General features: G+C 59.0%; 16 protein-coding genes. 10 read left to right on the top strand and 6 right to left on the bottom strand.

Annotation, left to right across the window (positions count from 1 at the left end):
• Positions 1–9: 9 nt before the first annotated feature.
• From C7H10_RS18785 to pilG, 5 genes are all read right to left on the bottom strand, one after another.
• On the bottom strand, positions 10–909 hold the full coding sequence (locus C7H10_RS18785) for a CheR family methyltransferase (protein ID WP_106696073.1): 900 nt from the start codon (positions 907–909) through the stop codon (positions 10–12).
• A 27-nt stretch (positions 910–936) separates the two neighbouring features.
• Positions 937–3,012 (bottom strand): methyl-accepting chemotaxis protein, encoded by a 2,076-nt coding sequence (locus C7H10_RS18780; protein WP_058090782.1) that lies wholly within the window; start codon positions 3,010–3,012, stop codon positions 937–939.
• A gap of 94 nt (positions 3,013–3,106) precedes the next feature.
• Positions 3,107–3,652, bottom strand: coding sequence for a chemotaxis protein CheW (locus C7H10_RS18775; RefSeq protein ID WP_106696072.1), 546 nt, complete (start codon positions 3,650–3,652; stop codon positions 3,107–3,109).
• A 20-nt stretch (positions 3,653–3,672) separates the two neighbouring features.
• Positions 3,673–4,035: a twitching motility response regulator PilH gene (gene pilH / locus C7H10_RS18770; protein WP_011787171.1), complete on the bottom strand. Its 363-nt coding sequence runs from the start codon at positions 4,033–4,035 to the stop codon at positions 3,673–3,675.
• A gap of 32 nt (positions 4,036–4,067) precedes the next feature.
• A complete protein-coding gene (pilG, locus tag C7H10_RS18765) occupies positions 4,068–4,460 on the bottom strand; it encodes a twitching motility response regulator PilG (RefSeq protein ID WP_058090780.1) in 393 nt (130 codons plus the stop codon).
• Positions 4,461–4,751: 291 nt separating this feature from the next.
• Here pilG and gshB point away from each other — a divergent pair, with 291 nt between their 5' ends.
• From gshB to C7H10_RS18725, 8 genes are all read left to right on the top strand, one after another.
• Positions 4,752–5,705 carry a glutathione synthase gene (gshB, locus tag C7H10_RS18760; RefSeq protein WP_061331965.1) on the top strand — a complete coding sequence of 318 codons (954 nt, stop codon included), beginning with the start codon at positions 4,752–4,754 and terminating at the stop codon, positions 5,703–5,705.
• A gap of 46 nt (positions 5,706–5,751) precedes the next feature.
• Positions 5,752–6,618, top strand: a complete 867-nt coding sequence (locus C7H10_RS18755; protein ID WP_106696071.1) for an energy transducer TonB — start codon at positions 5,752–5,754, stop codon at positions 6,616–6,618.
• Positions 6,615–7,181, top strand: a complete 567-nt coding sequence (locus tag C7H10_RS18750) for a YqgE/AlgH family protein (protein ID WP_061331963.1) — start codon at positions 6,615–6,617, stop codon at positions 7,179–7,181. The genes C7H10_RS18755 and C7H10_RS18750 overlap by 4 nt, the downstream gene beginning before the upstream one ends.
• Positions 7,174–7,605, top strand: a complete 432-nt coding sequence (ruvX, locus tag C7H10_RS18745) for a Holliday junction resolvase RuvX (protein ID WP_106696070.1) — start codon at positions 7,174–7,176, stop codon at positions 7,603–7,605. The genes C7H10_RS18750 and ruvX overlap by 8 nt, the downstream gene beginning before the upstream one ends.
• A 19-nt stretch (positions 7,606–7,624) precedes the next feature.
• Positions 7,625–8,134 carry a bifunctional pyr operon transcriptional regulator/uracil phosphoribosyltransferase PyrR gene (gene pyrR, locus C7H10_RS18740; RefSeq protein ID WP_058090775.1) on the top strand — a complete coding sequence of 170 codons (510 nt, stop codon included), beginning with the start codon at positions 7,625–7,627 and terminating at the stop codon, positions 8,132–8,134.
• A gap of 26 nt (positions 8,135–8,160) precedes the next feature.
• Positions 8,161–9,180, top strand: coding sequence for an aspartate carbamoyltransferase catalytic subunit (locus C7H10_RS18735; protein WP_061331960.1), 1,020 nt, complete (start codon positions 8,161–8,163; stop codon positions 9,178–9,180).
• Positions 9,177–10,472 (top strand): dihydroorotase, encoded by a 1,296-nt coding sequence (locus C7H10_RS18730; RefSeq protein ID WP_106696069.1) that lies wholly within the window; start codon positions 9,177–9,179, stop codon positions 10,470–10,472. The genes C7H10_RS18735 and C7H10_RS18730 overlap by 4 nt, the downstream gene beginning before the upstream one ends.
• 206 nt (positions 10,473–10,678) lie before the next feature.
• Entirely contained in the window at positions 10,679–11,698 is a 1,020-nt protein-coding gene (locus C7H10_RS18725) for a putative solute-binding protein (RefSeq protein ID WP_106696068.1), read from the top strand.
• A gap of 65 nt (positions 11,699–11,763) precedes the next feature.
• On the opposite strand, the gene C7H10_RS18720 is transcribed toward C7H10_RS18725, so the two are convergent.
• Positions 11,764–12,036 (bottom strand): HU family DNA-binding protein, encoded by a 273-nt coding sequence (locus tag C7H10_RS18720; RefSeq protein ID WP_058090771.1) that lies wholly within the window; start codon positions 12,034–12,036, stop codon positions 11,764–11,766.
• A 273-nt stretch (positions 12,037–12,309) separates the two neighbouring features.
• Between C7H10_RS18720 and C7H10_RS18715 the strand changes: the two genes are divergently transcribed.
• Both C7H10_RS18715 and C7H10_RS18710 read left to right on the top strand, forming a co-directional pair.
• Positions 12,310–13,353, top strand: a complete 1,044-nt coding sequence (locus tag C7H10_RS18715; RefSeq protein WP_106696067.1) for a hypothetical protein — start codon at positions 12,310–12,312, stop codon at positions 13,351–13,353.
• Positions 13,354–13,379: 26 nt separating this feature from the next.
• Positions 13,380–15,446, top strand: coding sequence for a TRAP transporter large permease subunit (locus C7H10_RS18710; RefSeq protein WP_106696066.1), 2,067 nt, complete (start codon positions 13,380–13,382; stop codon positions 15,444–15,446).
• Positions 15,447–15,497: the final 51 nt, after the last annotated feature.

Here is a 15,497-nt window from a genome sequence, read left to right as displayed (position 1 = left end):
CCACTCCGGTTATTCTTCGTCGGACTGACGTTTGATCCACGCCAGCACATGTTCCGAGGGAAGCCTCTGCAGGCCCGGTGGCTGCCAGTCGGTCAGTTCACCCTGGCCAAGCACCAGTAACCCCCCCGGTGCCAGACGCTCTGCTAGCCGTTTGACAATTTCCCGCCGGCGCCAGCGGCGGAAGTAAATCAGCAGGTTCTGGCAGAAGATAATGTTCATGCCGTGCATCGGTGCCTTGTCCAGGTCCAGGACATTGAGCCTGGTAAAACAGACGCGGTCACGGATGCTGTTCACAATCTCAACGGTATTCCGTTCTGATGGACGGAAATACCGGGCTTTCATGTCTTCGTCCATGCCCAGCAATTTGCGGGCATTGAACTGGCCCTGGCGTGCCTTTTCGATGGCGGGCAGGCTGATGTCAGAGCCAGTGACGCCAAACAGGGGCTGCAGTGCCAACTGCCCCATGCATTCATTGAGGATCATCGCCAGGGTGTAGGGCTCTTCGCCGGTTGAACAGCCAACACTCCAGGCTTCCAGGGCACGTTTTCTGAACTGTTCCCGGGGGCGGGTCAGAACATAGTCTGCAACCAGCCGGAAGGCGTCAGGGTCCCGGAAAAACCGGGTTTCCTGAACCGTCAGGCGATCAACCAGTGTCGCCCATTCCCTGACGGCATCAGGCCCGTTAACGATTTTCTCGTAATAGGCCTGATAGCTGCTGCAGCCGATTTCCCGCATTCGTATACCCAGATTGGTTTCCAGGAACGAACGGCGTTCGGCCGTCAGGGTGATGCCGGTGCGATGCTCCAGCAGGGTCTGCCACTGGTTGAACTGCGCCTCGTCCATGTCCGGGAGTCGGCGCAGTGCCCAAATGCCTTCGGCGGGTGACAGTTGGTTATGCATCTGAGCCATAAACCGTCATTCGCCCCGGGCCGGTGATCAGCTGACCACCGGAACGTCGTTGTCTTCCTCTTGCTCCTGATCTGCAAGCTCTTCGTCTGGCAGGGTGAAGCCGGCAACGGAGGACCGCAGTTCAGACGCCATCTCGGCCAGGTTACCGATAGACTTCGCGGTCGCGTTGGTACCGGACGAGGTCTGCGAGGTGATTTCCTGGATGACGTTCATCGTATTGGAAATGTGCGCCGCAGAGGACGACTGCTGGCGGGCCGCGTTGGAGATGTTCTGGATCAGTTCCGCCAGAGACATGGATACGTTCTCGATTTCCTCGAGGGCGATACCCGCGTCCTGGGCCAGGCGGGCACCACGGACCACCTCGGCGGTGGTGTGTTCCATGGAGATAACGGCTTCGTTGGTGTCAGACTGGATCGTCTTAACCAGCGCTTCGATCTGCTTGGTCGCTGCAGAAGAACGTTCCGCCAGGCGCTGAACTTCGTCCGCAACCACCGCGAAGCCCCGGCCCGCGTCACCGGCCATGGAGGCCTGGATGGCTGCGTTCAGGGACAGGATGTTGGTCTGGTCGGCGATGTCGTTGATCAGCGATACGATGTCACCGATTTCCTGGGAGGACTCACCCAGGCGCTTGATCCGCTTGGAGGTTTCCTGGATCTGCTCACGGATGTTGTCCATGCCGCGGATGGTGTTCTGTACCACTTCCGCGCCTTTCTTGGCGATCGCAACCGACCGCTCCGCAACCGCTGAGGATTCGGCGGCGTTGGAAGATACCTGGTCGATGGACACCGCCATCTCGTTAACCGCGGCAGAGGCGCCGGCAATTTCCTGGGCCTGGTGCTCGGAAGCATCGGCGAGGTGCATAGCCGTGGCCTGGGTTTCCTGGGCGGCTGACGCTACCCGTACCGCCGTGCCACGAATCGCCTGTACCAGTCCACGCATCTGGTCGATCGCGTAGTTGATGGAGTCCGCGATGGCACCGGTGAAGTCCTCGGTTACCGTGGCCTCGGTGGTCAGGTCACCATCCGCCAGGTCGGCGAGTTCGTCCAGCAGTCGCAGGATCGCGTTCTGGTTCTGTTCATTCTGCTCCTGAGTCGCAGACAGTCGAGCCTGGGCATCGCGATACAGAGCCACACCGATGATGACCACGATCGCCACCATGGCTGCCAGCAGGAAGAAGGCCAGGGTCGGGCTGATGAAGCGGGAGCTGGACTGACGGGCAAAACCGTCGGCCAGAACGGAGAGCTCAGACAGCAGGATCTCGGAGTTCTGGAAGATGTCACTGGCAGCGGTACGAACCTTGAAGAGGTCGGGAGAGGCTTCAAGGATCGCATCAACGTTCTGGGAAACGAATTCGAACAGCTCGTCTACCGCCTCCAGGCCGTAGATAGCGTCTTCATCGGCTACCCTGGAGATGCCCATGGCGGGGTTGCCGTTAAGCTGACCGTCCAGTACCCGGCCAAACAGGCTGGCGTCACGGCCGAAACGGTCAGCGGCGATAACCGCGTCTTCGTCACCGGACAGGACGTTGTTGACCGAACGCACGATACGCTCTGCCAGCAGCGACTGGCGCTGGGCCAGGGCGATCTGCTCCGCCGGAGCGTTGTTGTCCAGCAGGATCTGTACGATGTCATCGTACTCCACCTGCAACTGGGGAATGGTTTCGTTCAGGGTCCGGGCTACTTCGTGCAGGCCAAGTACCGCATCCCGGGTAGACAGGATGCTGTCGGCGTTGTCCCGAACGGTGTTCCAGTTCTGCTGAACGCCACTGCGCTGGGCCATTTCACTGGCAGGCAGGCCGGTGGCCGGATTACCTTCTGAGACGAATGACCAGAGCTGCTGGAAGTCATCCCGGGAGCGACGAAGCTGGTCGAAGGCTTCGGCGGTACCGCCGGCGGCCTCGGTGGCGTTCTTCGCGATCTCCTGGGAGAGCACCCGCATTTCGGCGGTGTTGGCGATGTATTCCTGGTCGTTCTGGCTATCCCTGTTAATAATGAACAGGACCACAACGAGCAGGACGGTGAGTGCAATCAGCGCAGCGATCAGGCCGGCAACCAGTCTGTTGCCCCCCTGTCCCATGCTGAGTCTTCCGGCTCTGTTTTTCATTTTCTGGCTCCCGGCCTCTTTCTTTCTGGAAATGGCAAGTTTTTGTAACGGGTTTCAGACGGTCAGGGTGATGTTCCTGCCAGTGCTCACACCCTTACCACTGTGCGACATCGAGAAAACGCTCATCTTCCACCAGATCGGCGGCAGAGAACACTTTCCAGACCTCCTCGTTGCGCTCATAACCACCGGTCACGAACGGACGAATGCTGTCGGGTACTCCCTCGGGAGTCGCCCTGAAACTGTCTTTTGCAAAGTACTGCATGCCCAGCACGGAATCGACCACCAGGCCGCTGAATACGTCGCCTTGCTCAATGACCAGAACCCGACGCTCGCGCATACTGCGGGAGGATCGGGGAACATCGAAGAAGCCGGCGAGGTCAACCAGGGGCAGAAGGCGGCCGCGAACATTGGCAGCACCCATCAAAAACGAGCGAACCCCCGGGATATGAGTAAACCGGGGGACGTGCAGGATTTCGGTGACTTCACCCATGGGTGCGACATAGCGCTCACCCGCCAGAACAAAACCGATGCCGTTCCAGAGTTCAACGGCTTCCTGTTGTTCCGGAAGGCCGGCGGCTAATGACCGGCTGCGCTGGGCGATATCCGTCAGAACGGCGAAAGGGGCGGCCTGGGCGGACATGCTTACTCCACGGTTAGGGATCAGGCAATCAGGCTGTTGATTGTTTTGATCAGGTCATCTTCGTTAACCGGCTTGACCAGGTAACCCTTGGCGCCCTGGCGGGTTCCCCACACGCGGTCGGTTTCCTGATCCTTGGTGGTAACAATCACAACCGGAATGGACGCGGTTTCTGGCGCGCGGGTCAGCTGGCGGGTGGCCTGAAAGCCATTGAGGCCAGGCATGACCACGTCCATCAGAACCAGGTCCGGGGTTTCTGCGCGGGCTTTGGCCACGCCGTCCGCACCGTTGTCGGCGGTCAGCACTTCGTGCTTGTGTTTTTCCAGGATAGTGGAAATCTTTTTAACTTCTGTTGGCGAGTCGTCAACAATCAGAATGCGGGCCATGTTTTCCTCGATAATTACTGGTGTCAGCAGGTTTACTGTTGCGCCTGTGGAATGTACTGGCGAATAGTATTGAGCAGCTCATCCTTGCTGAACGGTTTGGTCAGATACTGGTCCGAGCCAACGATCCGGCCTTTTGCCTTGTCGAAAAGGCCGTCCTTGCTCGAGAGCATGATAACCGGCGTCTTTTTGAAAGAGGAATTGTTCTTGATAAGTGCGCAGGTCTGGTAGCCATCCAGTCGGGGCATCATGATATCAACAAAAATGATGTCCGGCTGGGAATCGGCAATCTTGGCCAGAGCGTCAAAGCCGTCAGTGGCGGTGATGACCTCACAACCGACCTTTTTGAGAAGGGTTTCTGCGGTGCGACGAATGGTTTTGCTGTCGTCAATCACCATAATCTTCAGATTCTCGAAGTTGTCATCCATTGTCCAACTGCCTTGCGCTCTAGCGACTGTCGTTATTTTCAAACGGGGGTTTTAACACAAACCTTAAGGTTGTTCTATAAACCCCGCTCATTTATAGAGTATCGATGGCCGGATAAAAAGTATTAGTTTGTGACCAAATGTACTTCTGCCTGTGCCGTCACGGATTTAACTGTGGATTTCACCGGGTGCAATCAAGGCTCGGGTACAATACCATTTCCAGCATAGCACTTTATCGCTGGTTCGCTCTGCTGACCGGTTCGTGTTTTCACATCGAAATTCCAGGAGACTCTGATGACAGTCCGGCTCGGGATCGTGATGGATCCTATCGAAGACATCAGCTTCAAGAAAGACAGTTCGCTGGCCATGTTACTGGCGGCGCAGAAACGCGGTTGGCAGATCGAGTATATGGAACAGCACGATCTGTATCTGGCGGGTGGCCAGGCCCGTGCCCACACCCGCGATCTCACCGTGCATATGGACCCGGAAAACTGGTTCAGCTATGGCGCCAGCCAGGATCGGGCCCTGGGTGATCTGGATGTGATTCTGATGCGCAAGGATCCGCCGGTGGATCGCGAGTTCCTGATGGCCACTTATATATTGGGGGCTGCTGAGCAACAGGGTGCGCTGGTGGTCAATCCGGCGGCCACGCTGCGGGATTGCAACGAGAAGCTGTTTGCCACCCAGTTCGAGGACCTCACGCCACCGTTGATCGTCACCCGTTCCTCCCAGCGTTTCCGGGAGTTCTATGCCGAGCATGGCGACATCATCATGAAACCGGTGGATGGCATGGGCGGCCGGTCGATTTTCCGGGTCAGGGAAAACGATGCGAACCTTGGGGTGATCATTGAAACCCTGACCAACCATGGCGCCCACCAGGCGATGGCGCAGAAATTCATTCCGGAAATCACCGACGGCGACAAGCGGATTCTGCTGATCGAGGGCGAGCCGGTGCCTTACGCCCTTGCGCGAATTCCATCCCAGGGTGAAAATCGCGGCAACCTGGCGGCCGGGGGGCGTGGAGAGGGGCGCGAACTGACCGCGCGGGATCGGGAAATCTGTGCCCGCGTAGCGCCAGTGATCAAGGAAAAAGGGCTGATGTTTGTCGGGCTGGATGTGATCGGCGATTACCTCACCGAAATCAATGTCACCAGCCCAACCTGTATCCGCGAGCTGGATGCGGCCTTTGGCATCGACATTGCCGGCATGCTGATGGATGCCATTGATCGGCGCCTGGGCCGGAGCTGAGTCAGGCTTCCTCCAGGCACGTGCAGATAAACTATCAGGAAAGGTAATGGCAGTTCAGGTAAGCGATTTCGACCGGTTGTCCTTCACGCTGTTCATGGCGCTGGCGGTGCATGCCATTGTGGTTCTGGGCATTACCTTTGCTCCGGAGTCTCCCCGTTCGTCTGCCCAGACCATGGAGATTACGCTCTCGCAGTTTGATGATGAGCAGGCTCCGGATGAGGCGGATTTTCTGGCCCAGACCAGCCAGCAGGGTAGTGGCACGGAAGAAGAGGCCATGGAGATGACCACGCCGGAACCAGCCGAAATCAGCCAGCCCGAAATGGCCCAGGTGCAGCCTGAGCCCCAGACCACCACACAACCGCAACCCCGGGAAGAGCGTGCGGTGGTTCAGACCGAAACGACGGCGAGCCGGCAGGTAGAGCAGCCCGAAGACCGGTCAGAGCCTGAGCCGGAACCGTTGCCACGCAGTGAGCGCAAAAGCCTGATGGAGCGGAGCCTGGAAATTGCCAGCCTGGAAGCCCGGTTTGATGCCCAGCAGCAAGCCTATGCTCGCAAGCCAAGGGTCATGCGGGTGACGGCGGCCTCCACCCTCAGGTCAAGCAATGCCTGGTACGTTCAGAACTGGGTAAACAAGGTTACCCGGGTGGGCAACATCAATTATCCGACTGAAGCGAGGCAGGCCGGAATCTACGGAAATCTGCGTATGCTGGTTTCTCTGCGCAAAGATGGCACAATCAAGGAAGTGGCGATACTCCAGTCGTCCGGCAGCACGGTACTTGATGATGCCGCCATTCGCATTGTGCGCATGGCCGCGCCCTTTGCACCCTTCCCGGAAGAGATGCAGCAGGAAGTGGACGAGCTGGAGATCATACGTACCTGGTCGTTCCAGCAGCGGGGGCTTACATCCGGATGACAGCGTCCAAACAAACCGACGGTAATCTCAGGCACCACTTTCTGGTGGCGTCACCGTGGCTCGCCGACCCCCGTTTCCATGGCGGTGTTATTTACCTCTGCGAACATTCCGAAGAAGGGGCCCTTGGGCTGATGATCAATCAGCCTCTGGATATCCACCTGGGAGAAATCCTCGAGCAGCTGGACATGCATGGCGGTGAGTTGGACCTGCCGGTGTTCACCGGTGGCCCGGTGCAGCCGGAACGGGGTTTTGTGCTCCACTCGCCTGGCCAGCAATGGCAAAGTACGGCACTGGTGACCGATGACGTTCTGCTCACCACCTCCCGGGATATTCTGGAAAGTATTGGTCGCGATGAGGGACCGGATGAGTTTCTGGTGGCTCTGGGTTACTCAGGCTGGGGTGAAGGGCAGTTGGAAGAAGAACTCGGCAGCAACGCCTGGCTGACCTGCCCGGCGAGCACCGATATCCTGTTCCGGACACCGGTCAGCCAGCGTTATGAAGCGGTACTCAGGTTGATTGGTGTCGATCTGAACCAGCTCAGTGATTCGGTGGGCCATGCCTGAACAAGGTAACCGTCGGCTGCTGGCCTTTGATTTCGGAACCCGTCGCATTGGTGTCGCTTCCGGTCAGGAACTGCTCGGCACCGGCCAGCCCCTGGCCATGATCCCGGCGAGGGACGGTATCCCGGACTGGCAGCAGGTCGAGAAACTTCTGGCGGAATGGCAGCCGGATATGGTGCTGGTTGGGTTGCCGCTGAATATGGATGATACCGAAAACGACATGTGTGCCCGGGCCCGTAAATTCGGCAAGCGCCTACACGGTCGTTTTCATGTGCCAGTGGAAATGGTGGATGAGCGACTGACCAGCTTTGAAGCCAAGGGCGATGTGATGGCTGCCGGTGGCAACCGTGATTTTGGTCGCCACGGGGTAGATGACCGTGCTGCGGTACTGATACTGGAAACCTGGTGCCGGGAACAGGCCGGCTGACCTGACTGATGAGGCTCTGATGACCGCATTGATGGATATCAACCAGTTGCTGGATGAGCTGGAAACCGGGTTACGCCGGATTCTGGAGCAACGTGGTATCGACAACCCTGTGCTGATTGGCATTCGCACCGGTGGCGTCTGGCTGGCGGATGTTATTGGCAAGCGCCTGGGGATTGAACAGCCGTTTGGTGAGCTGGATATTTCCTTCTATCGGGACGACTTCAGTCGCATTGGCCTGAACCCGAAAGTAAAGCCCTCCAGCCTGCCTTTTGACACCGAAGGCCGTGACATCATCCTGATTGATGATGTGATCATGAGTGGGCGAACCATTCGCGCCGCGATGAATGAGATCTTCGATTACGGTCGTCCTGCCAGTATCATACTGGCCACCTTGATTGATCTGGGTGCCCGGGAGCTGCCGATTCAGCCCGATGTGGTCGGCCATTCCCTGGCGCTGGAAGCGCACCAGCGCGTCAAGTTGCGCGGCCCCGAGCCGTTGCGCATCGAACTTCAGGACTCCGGGCAGTAACACCCCCAATTGACGACAGGCGAGCCATGACCGCAAACGATCCCTCCCCGAACCACTTGCAGCTGACCCGGGATGGTCAGTTGCGGCATTTTCTCACTTTGGACGGCCTGGGCCGGGAGCTGCTGACCGACATTCTGGATACCGCCGATTCCTTTATCGAAGTGGGTGAGCGCAGCATCAAGAAGGTGCCGCTGTTGCGGGGCCGCACCGTCGTTAACCTGTTCTTCGAATCCAGTACCCGTACCCGCAGTACCTTTGAGCTGGCCGCCAAGCGGCTGTCTGCCGATGTGCTGAACCTGGACATCAACACGTCGGCCACCTCCAAAGGGGAATCCCTGTCAGACACCCTGCTTAACCTGGAGGCCATGGCCAGCGACATGTTCGTGGTGCGGCATTCCCAGAGCGGGGCGCCGCACTTTATCGCGGAAAGCGTGACCCCGGGCGTGGCCATCATCAATGCGGGCGATGGCAGGCATGCCCACCCCACCCAGGCGATGCTCGACATGCTCACCATTCGCCAGCACAAGGGGCGTTTTGAAGGCCTGAAAGTGGCCATTGTCGGCGACGTATTACACTCCCGGGTTGCCCGTTCCCAGATCCGGGCCCTGAACGAACTGGGCGCAGAAGAGGTGCGGGTGATTGCCCCCGGTACCCTGTTGCCCAGGGATGTGGAAGATCTTGGCTGCACCGTGGAATATGACATGGCCCGCGGCATGAAAGACTTGGACGTGGTGATCATGCTGAGGCTGCAAAAGGAGCGTATGGAAGGGGCACTGCTGCCCAGCGAGCGGGAATTCTACCGCCTGTATGGCTTGAATCAGGAGAAGCTGGCGCTGGCCAGGCCGGACTGCATTGTGATGCACCCGGGCCCGATCAACCGGGGTGTCGAGATTGAATCGGCGGTGGCGGATGGTCCTCAATCGGTGATCTTGAACCAGGTAACCAATGGTATTGCCATCCGGATGGCGGTCATGTCGATGGCGATGGGTGGGCAAATGGCAGAGCGACAGCAAAAACAGACAGACAGCGAGGGACATCGGGCATGAGTGGCAGCCAGCAAGATAACAGCACCAGCCTGGTGATTACCGGTGGCACCCTGTTCGATGCTCATGGGCAATTGACCGACAATCCCGGGCTGTTGGTTCGCGACGGAAAGATTGCCGCTGTCGGTTCTGAGGCGCAGCAGGCCGGTGTAGCCCGGAGTGTTGACGCCAGTGGCTGTGTGATTTCCCCGGGGTTTGTGGATTTGTGTTGCAACCTCCGGGAACCCGGTAATGGTCAGAAGGGCAATATTGCCTCGGAAACCCGGGCAGCCGCCCACGGTGGTTTCACCACGGTTTGCGCCAGCCCGGAAACCTCTCCGGTCAATGATTCCAGCGCCGTGACCCATCTGATTCGTGAAGGTGCGGCTACCCGTGGTGTGGTGAATGTGTTGCCCGTTGGAGCGATTACCCGTGGCCTGGAAGGTGACTTGCTCAGTGATATGGCGGGCCTGAAGAACGCCGGTTGCGTGGCAGTGGGTAACGGTTCCCGTGGGGTGCGCAATGCCCGTATCCTGCGCCGGTGTATGGCCTATGCCCAGACCTTCGACCTGACAGTGATGTTCAGTCCGGAGAACCAGGCCCTGGCCGCGGACGGCTACGCTCACGATGGTCAGGTGGCGACCCGCCTGGGCCTGCTGGGCATTCCGGAAGTAGCGGAGACGGCTGCGGTCATGGAAATGCTGTTGCTGGCGGAGGAGACCGGGGTACGACTGCACCTGAGCCAGTTGTCCTGTGGCCGCAGCGTCGAGATGCTGGCGGAGGCCCGGAAACGGGGAATCCAGGTGACTGCCGATGTCGCCATGCATCAGCTGGTGTATACCGAAGATGCACTGGCGGGCTTTGATAGCCGTTTTCACGTACGCCCGCCGCTGCGCTCCGAGAGTGATCGCCAGGCGCTGCTGGCAGGCGTTCGCGAGGGTGTGATTGATGCCATCGTCAGCCAGCATCAGCCCCACGACAGCGCCGCCAAGCAGGCGCCACTGCCGGCCACCGAACCTGGCCTGTCCAGCATCGAGAGCGTGTTGTCCCTGGGGTTGGGGCTGGTGGCGTCTGGTGAACTTGAGATGCCTGACCTGCTGTCTGCGCTGACCCTTGGTCCATCCCGGGTTTTGGGCCGGGAATGGGCGCTGGCTGAGGGTGTGGCGGCAGACCTGTGCATTTTCGACCCCAAAGGCCATTGGGTACCGTCCCCATCTACCCTGGTGTCAGCCGGACACCATGCCCCCCGTTTCGGATGTGAGCTGCCGGGGTTAATGAAGCTAACGCTGGTTGGCGGACGGACCGCCTGGCAATAGTGACACTGCTGAAAATGCGGCAGAGGTTGGCCAACCTCTGTCGACGCCATCACAGATTACCCTGTTTTTGCTGAAAAACTCTTGAAGAGAGGCACCTGAGCCAACGTATTCTATGGCTCGGCCACTTATGGTCATCAAAAGGACGACGGAAAATGCCGGCGGCCTGCTGTGCCGGTGTCCGACAATAATAATTCAGGAGTCATCCCGTGAAATCAGTCAGTTTATCCCGCCGTATTGCCATGGCGGCTGCTTTGTGCGCCACCCTGGTTACCCCTGCTCTGGCGAAAGCCGAAACCGAGATTCTCGAGCGCAGCTTTTGCGTGTTTGATCCCGTGGGCGCCAACGGCCCGCTGTTTGCCATTACCAAAGAGTTCCAGCCGGTCGCCATGCAGCGAGGCATCAGGCTGAACCTGCGGGCTTACACCGATGAAAAGGTTGCCGCCGAGGACTTCAAGGCGGGCCAGTGCGACGCAGTGCTGCTCACGGGCACCCGCGCCCGTGAGTTCAACAAATTTACCGGCAGCCTGGAGGCCATGGGTGCCGTCCCTGGCGAGCAGGAAATGCGCCTGTTGTACAACACCCTGAGCCAACCCCAGGCACGCCAGTTCCTGGTTGAAGGGCCCTACGAGGTGGCCGGTGTATTCCCCGGTGGTGCTATCTACCTGCACACCCGTGATCGCAACGTCGACTCGGTTGAAAAGCTCCAGGGCAAGCGCATCGCCACCCTGGATTATGACAGTGCGTCGGTGCGCATGGTTCGTCATGTAGGCGCGTCAGTGGTGGGCTCCAATTCCGCCAACTTTGCCGGCAAGTTCAACAATGGCAGCGTGGACCTGGCCTACGCCCCGGCGGTGGCCTATCAGCCACTGGAATTGTACAAGGGCGTTAACACCAAGGGGGGCGTGTTCAAATACGCCCTGGGGTACATGAACTTCCAGGTCATCATCCATCGTGACCGGTTCCCGGATGATGCGGGCCAGATGGTGCGTGATGAATCGATCAAGCGGATTGATCAGGCCTACGAGATTATCGCCGAGGCAGAAGCGGGCATTCCGGAAGAGGTATGGATGCACCCGCCTCAGGAAGATGTGGCCGAGTACGACCGGATGCTGCGCCAGGTGAGGCTGTCTCTGCTGGAGGATGGCGTGTATGACGAGCGTGCGATCAAACTGATGCGTGCCATTCGTTGCCGGGTGGACGGTTCGCGTTCGGAGTGTGCGTCTTAGTTCTGAAGGGCGTTGCTGGGCCTGTCGGATAGAAGCTGGCCCGCCGGTTGGCGGGCCGGATCCGGTTAACGGATCGCGTCTTTCAGGGCCTTGCCGGCCTTGAACCCGACGGTCTTGCTGGCGGGAATCTGGATGGTGGCGCCGGTTTGAGGGTTGCGGCCTGTGCGAGCCTCGCGGGAGCGAATGCTGAAGGTGCCGAAGCCAATGAGCGTGGTGTCTTCACCCCGGGCCGCTGCCGCAGACAGCTGATCGGTAAAGGCGTTGATAACTTCGCTGGCTTTTTCCCGGGTCAGGCCGGTTTTATCGGCAATGGCGGCGGCAAGCTCTGGTTTGCGCATCGGATACTCCTGTTTGATTTCGTTCTGATTATTGTGTTTGACCGCAAGGCAAACCCTGCGGTTGAAGCAATCTATAGTGGCTTTGGCCGAAATGTGCAAACCCTGTTCGGTTACGAACTGTGGCCGCAGGCGTCATTTGCGGGGTTGGTCTCATAAACCGGAGCCCGGTTTGGTCATAATGCATGGCCGGTTACAGGATGTAACAAAACGATTCTGGCGGCGCCAGGCGCTGACGTTTTCTGAATAACACAAGAATAAAAGGGTGTTGATGCTATGAATGATTTCCGCAAAGCCGGTTCCGGAATTCGTGGGCTGGTGGCCGCTGTTGGTGCCAGCCTGGCGCTCACCGGTTGTGGTGCCGTCAATCACATGATCTACAAAACCACCGGTGATGTGATGCAAGGGTTCTCACGCAATCACACGGTGCCTTACCTGCTGGAATCCGATGACCTGGCCATGGGTTGCTCCATGAGTGAGGCGACAGCCCCCCTGCTGATGTCGTTTGGCCGCGTGACCCGCGAACCGGACCAGCTTGCGGTTATGCTGTACCTCTCGGCGGGCGGTTGTGCGGAGGAGCAGGCCAGGGAGCATGAGCTGGCTGCGGCGCGGGCAATGTATTCCATGAACGCCGGTGAGGCCCAGGATGCGATGATCCGGCAGAAACGGTCCCATACCCAGGCGGCAAAACGATACCTGAAGGGCTGGCAGCATCACCACGCCCATTACGGTGATCCGGACGGCGGGGAATGCCCCAAATTCAAAGACGATCTGGATGAGTTCATTTACCTGGCCGGCTTGTTGTCCGGGTTGCAGGCATTGAATGCCCAGATACAGGCATCGTCCTCAATTGGTGTGCCATTCAATACCGGTTCAGTGGTTGGCCGGGCGACCCAGTGCCTGGACAACAAGAAATGGTGGGGCGCGCCGATGGGGCTGCGGGCAACGGTCTGGGCCATGATTCCGGGCACCCAGCCGGAAGGTGAAGACGCCTTTGAACGACTGGCTATCGCCAGCAAGCAGGGCGAAGAGGCGGGCGTCAGGCTCGGCCACGTTTTCCACGCGATCGCCGCAGTAAACAAGAACGACGAAGCCTTGATCAAATCGGTGATCCGGGACCACGCCGAATCGTTGAAGAATGACTCGTCCAGCGACCAGTGGCGGTTTGTTGATGCCATGGCCAGCAACATGCTGGTGGCCATTTCTGATCGTTTGTGGGTCGAGAACACCGGCCACCGGACCCCCATCGGTCAATTCGGCAGCTTCTGGGATGATCAGCGGGCGCCGGTCGAAACCATGGATCTGGATGATCTGCTGTAACTCCTTCAAATTCCAGGGTAGGTTTTATGACTAAGGGTGGTCTGCAACGTTCCGGGCTGGAATGGTTCTCTTCCTTGCCGGCGTGTCTGTTGCTGCTGGCTGTGGTGTTGTTCTCGACCAGCAGTGATATCCACAACCAGATGCTGCGCGGTGGTGAGCAGCTCTGGAGCGGATACTACAAACTCCGCATGGATCCGGTGCAACCGGAGTGCAACCCGGACCGGGATATTGAAGCTGCGGTTGCGGAGGAAATGGCGGCAGGGGCTCCAGACGATGACCCCATGGCGGCTTTGCTTGGTGCACATGAAAAGAATCCGGCGGATGTCCGGCTGGCCATCGAGCGATCAGTCGGTGAGTGTCAGGCGGCCCATGCCAGCTATCTTGAGCTGCAGGATCAATTGACGCCCGGGGTGAAAGCCTATCGTGCGGTGGAATTGTTCGTGGCTGATCTGATCGCCTTCGGCCTGGCGGGCCAGCGTTATATCCTGGTGATTCTGGTGATGCTGTGTGCGGTTACCGCAACCCTGACCCGACACCACATCGCCATGCGGGCGATGGAAACCAGGCTCGATTACATCGTTTCCCATACCCTGCAGACCATTGCCAACGCCATGCTGTTGGGCTCCAGTGCCATCTTCCGGCAATCCAGCCTGGGTAGCAGTACTGCGGTTTCCGGTGAGGAGCTGATGCTCCACAATCTGTGGATTGTCGGTTTTGCCTGTCTCACCCTGGCCAGCCTGTATCGGCTGTTCCGGGTGCCTTCCAATCTACAGGAGGGTGGTCGGCTCGGGCAGGCCTTCCTTGCGGTGCCATTGTATACCGTCATGTGCCTGATCTCCGGCACTTATTTTGCGATGATCGGCCACTCCTCGGGTATTGGTATCTACCTGGGTAAGATGATGGAGCTGGCGGACATGTTCCTGAACGTTGGGCTGTACGTTTGGGTAGGCATGATGCTCAAGCAGACCCGTCTGGCGACCCTCGTGTTCAACGTATTCCGGCCCTGGCGCATGCCCCCGGAAATGCTGGCGGTTGTTGCTGTATTGGTGGCCGCTGTGCCGACGGCTTATACCGGTGCTTCCGGGATCTTTGTCATCGCAGCCGGCGCCGTGATTTACAGCGAACTGCGGGCCGCGGGCGCGAGACGGCACCTCGCCTTGGCCGCCACGGCCATGTCCGGTTCGTTGGGCGTGGTTCTGAGGCCATGCCTGCTGGTGGTGGTGATCGCCTACCTGAACCGGGAAGTGACGACCGACGAACTGTTCGGTTGGGGTATCTGGGTATTTGTCCTGACCGCGACCATGTTTGGTCTGGTGGCGATGTCGGTCAACCGGCAGAGCAAATTCGACCTGGCGCCGACCGCTCAGGCTTTCCCGGCCTCGTTCCGGGCACTCCGGCCACTGCTGCCCTACGCCCTGGTGATCGCCGGTGTTGTTCTGGTGTATCGATTCGCCCTGGACGTGAAGATGGATGAGTTCTCCGCGCCACGGTTGCTGCCGGTGATCATGCTGGCGATTCTGGTCTATGAGCATGTCAGTCTGAAGAAGCGGACCAGCCCGGAACCAGGGCAGGCTCGCCATCCGGGCCTCGAGCGCAGTATTCGTGGCGCAACCAACGATACCACCGCTGAAATCGGAGCACTGCTGTTGCTCCTTGGCCTGTCAGTCAGCATTGGTGGTGTCATCGAGCGTTCCCACATCATGGAAGCCTTCCCGCAGGCCTTCGATAGCGCCTGGTCTGCCATGTTGCTGATGGTGGTCATCCTGGTAATCCTGGGTATGATCATGGATGCTTTCGGTGCCGTGATTCTGGTCACTGCTACCGTAGCCACCATTGCCTATTCCAGTGGTATTCACCCGATCCACTTCTGGATGGTGACGCTGGTGGCCTTCGAACTGGGTTACCTGAGCCCACCGGTGGCACTCAATCACCTGCTGACCCGTCAGGTGGTGGGTGAGGCCGAGGTGCTGGCTGCCCAGCGTGAGGGTGGCACCTTCTACCAGCGCCATGAGCGTATCATCATGCCGCTGATTGCCATGGGTATTTCCCTGCTGCTGGTGGCCTTCGTGCCGCTGTTGTTCTACGCCACCTGACCCGAGGGGCTTCGGCCCCTGCCAGTATCAGACAACAAAAAAAGCGCCGTG

The organism is Marinobacter shengliensis, assembly GCF_003007715.1.
GTDB lineage: Bacteria > Pseudomonadota > Gammaproteobacteria > Pseudomonadales > Oleiphilaceae > Marinobacter > Marinobacter shengliensis.
This window is presented reverse-complemented; position numbering and strand designations above follow the sequence as displayed.

Bases quoted from the DNA above. Each gene is read 5' to 3' on its own strand.
- ruvX (WP_106696070.1), top strand. From the start codon at position 7,174: ATGCCTGAACAAGGTAACCGTCGGCTGCTGGCCTTTGATTTCGGAACC.
- C7H10_RS18720 (WP_058090771.1), bottom strand. From the start codon at position 12,036: ATGCGCAAACCAGAGCTTGCCGCCGCCATTGCCGATAAAACCGGCCTG.
- C7H10_RS18735 (WP_061331960.1), top strand. From the start codon at position 8,161: ATGACCGCAAACGATCCCTCCCCGAACCACTTGCAGCTGACCCGGGAT.
- C7H10_RS18780 (WP_058090782.1), bottom strand. From the start codon at position 3,012: ATGAAAAACAGAGCCGGAAGACTCAGCATGGGACAGGGGGGCAACAGA.
- pilG (WP_058090780.1), bottom strand. From the start codon at position 4,460: ATGGATGACAACTTCGAGAATCTGAAGATTATGGTGATTGACGACAGC.
- pyrR (WP_058090775.1), top strand. From the start codon at position 7,625: ATGACCGCATTGATGGATATCAACCAGTTGCTGGATGAGCTGGAAACC.
- C7H10_RS18750 (WP_061331963.1), top strand. From the start codon at position 6,615: ATGACAGCGTCCAAACAAACCGACGGTAATCTCAGGCACCACTTTCTG.
- C7H10_RS18710 (WP_106696066.1), top strand. From the start codon at position 13,380: ATGACTAAGGGTGGTCTGCAACGTTCCGGGCTGGAATGGTTCTCTTCC.
- C7H10_RS18785 (WP_106696073.1), bottom strand. From the start codon at position 909: ATGGCTCAGATGCATAACCAACTGTCACCCGCCGAAGGCATTTGGGCA.
- C7H10_RS18755 (WP_106696071.1), top strand. From the start codon at position 5,752: ATGGCAGTTCAGGTAAGCGATTTCGACCGGTTGTCCTTCACGCTGTTC.
- C7H10_RS18775 (WP_106696072.1), bottom strand. From the start codon at position 3,652: ATGTCCGCCCAGGCCGCCCCTTTCGCCGTTCTGACGGATATCGCCCAG.
- C7H10_RS18730 (WP_106696069.1), top strand. From the start codon at position 9,177: ATGAGTGGCAGCCAGCAAGATAACAGCACCAGCCTGGTGATTACCGGT.
- C7H10_RS18715 (WP_106696067.1), top strand. From the start codon at position 12,310: ATGAATGATTTCCGCAAAGCCGGTTCCGGAATTCGTGGGCTGGTGGCC.
- gshB (WP_061331965.1), top strand. From the start codon at position 4,752: ATGACAGTCCGGCTCGGGATCGTGATGGATCCTATCGAAGACATCAGC.
- pilH (WP_011787171.1), bottom strand. From the start codon at position 4,035: ATGGCCCGCATTCTGATTGTTGACGACTCGCCAACAGAAGTTAAAAAG.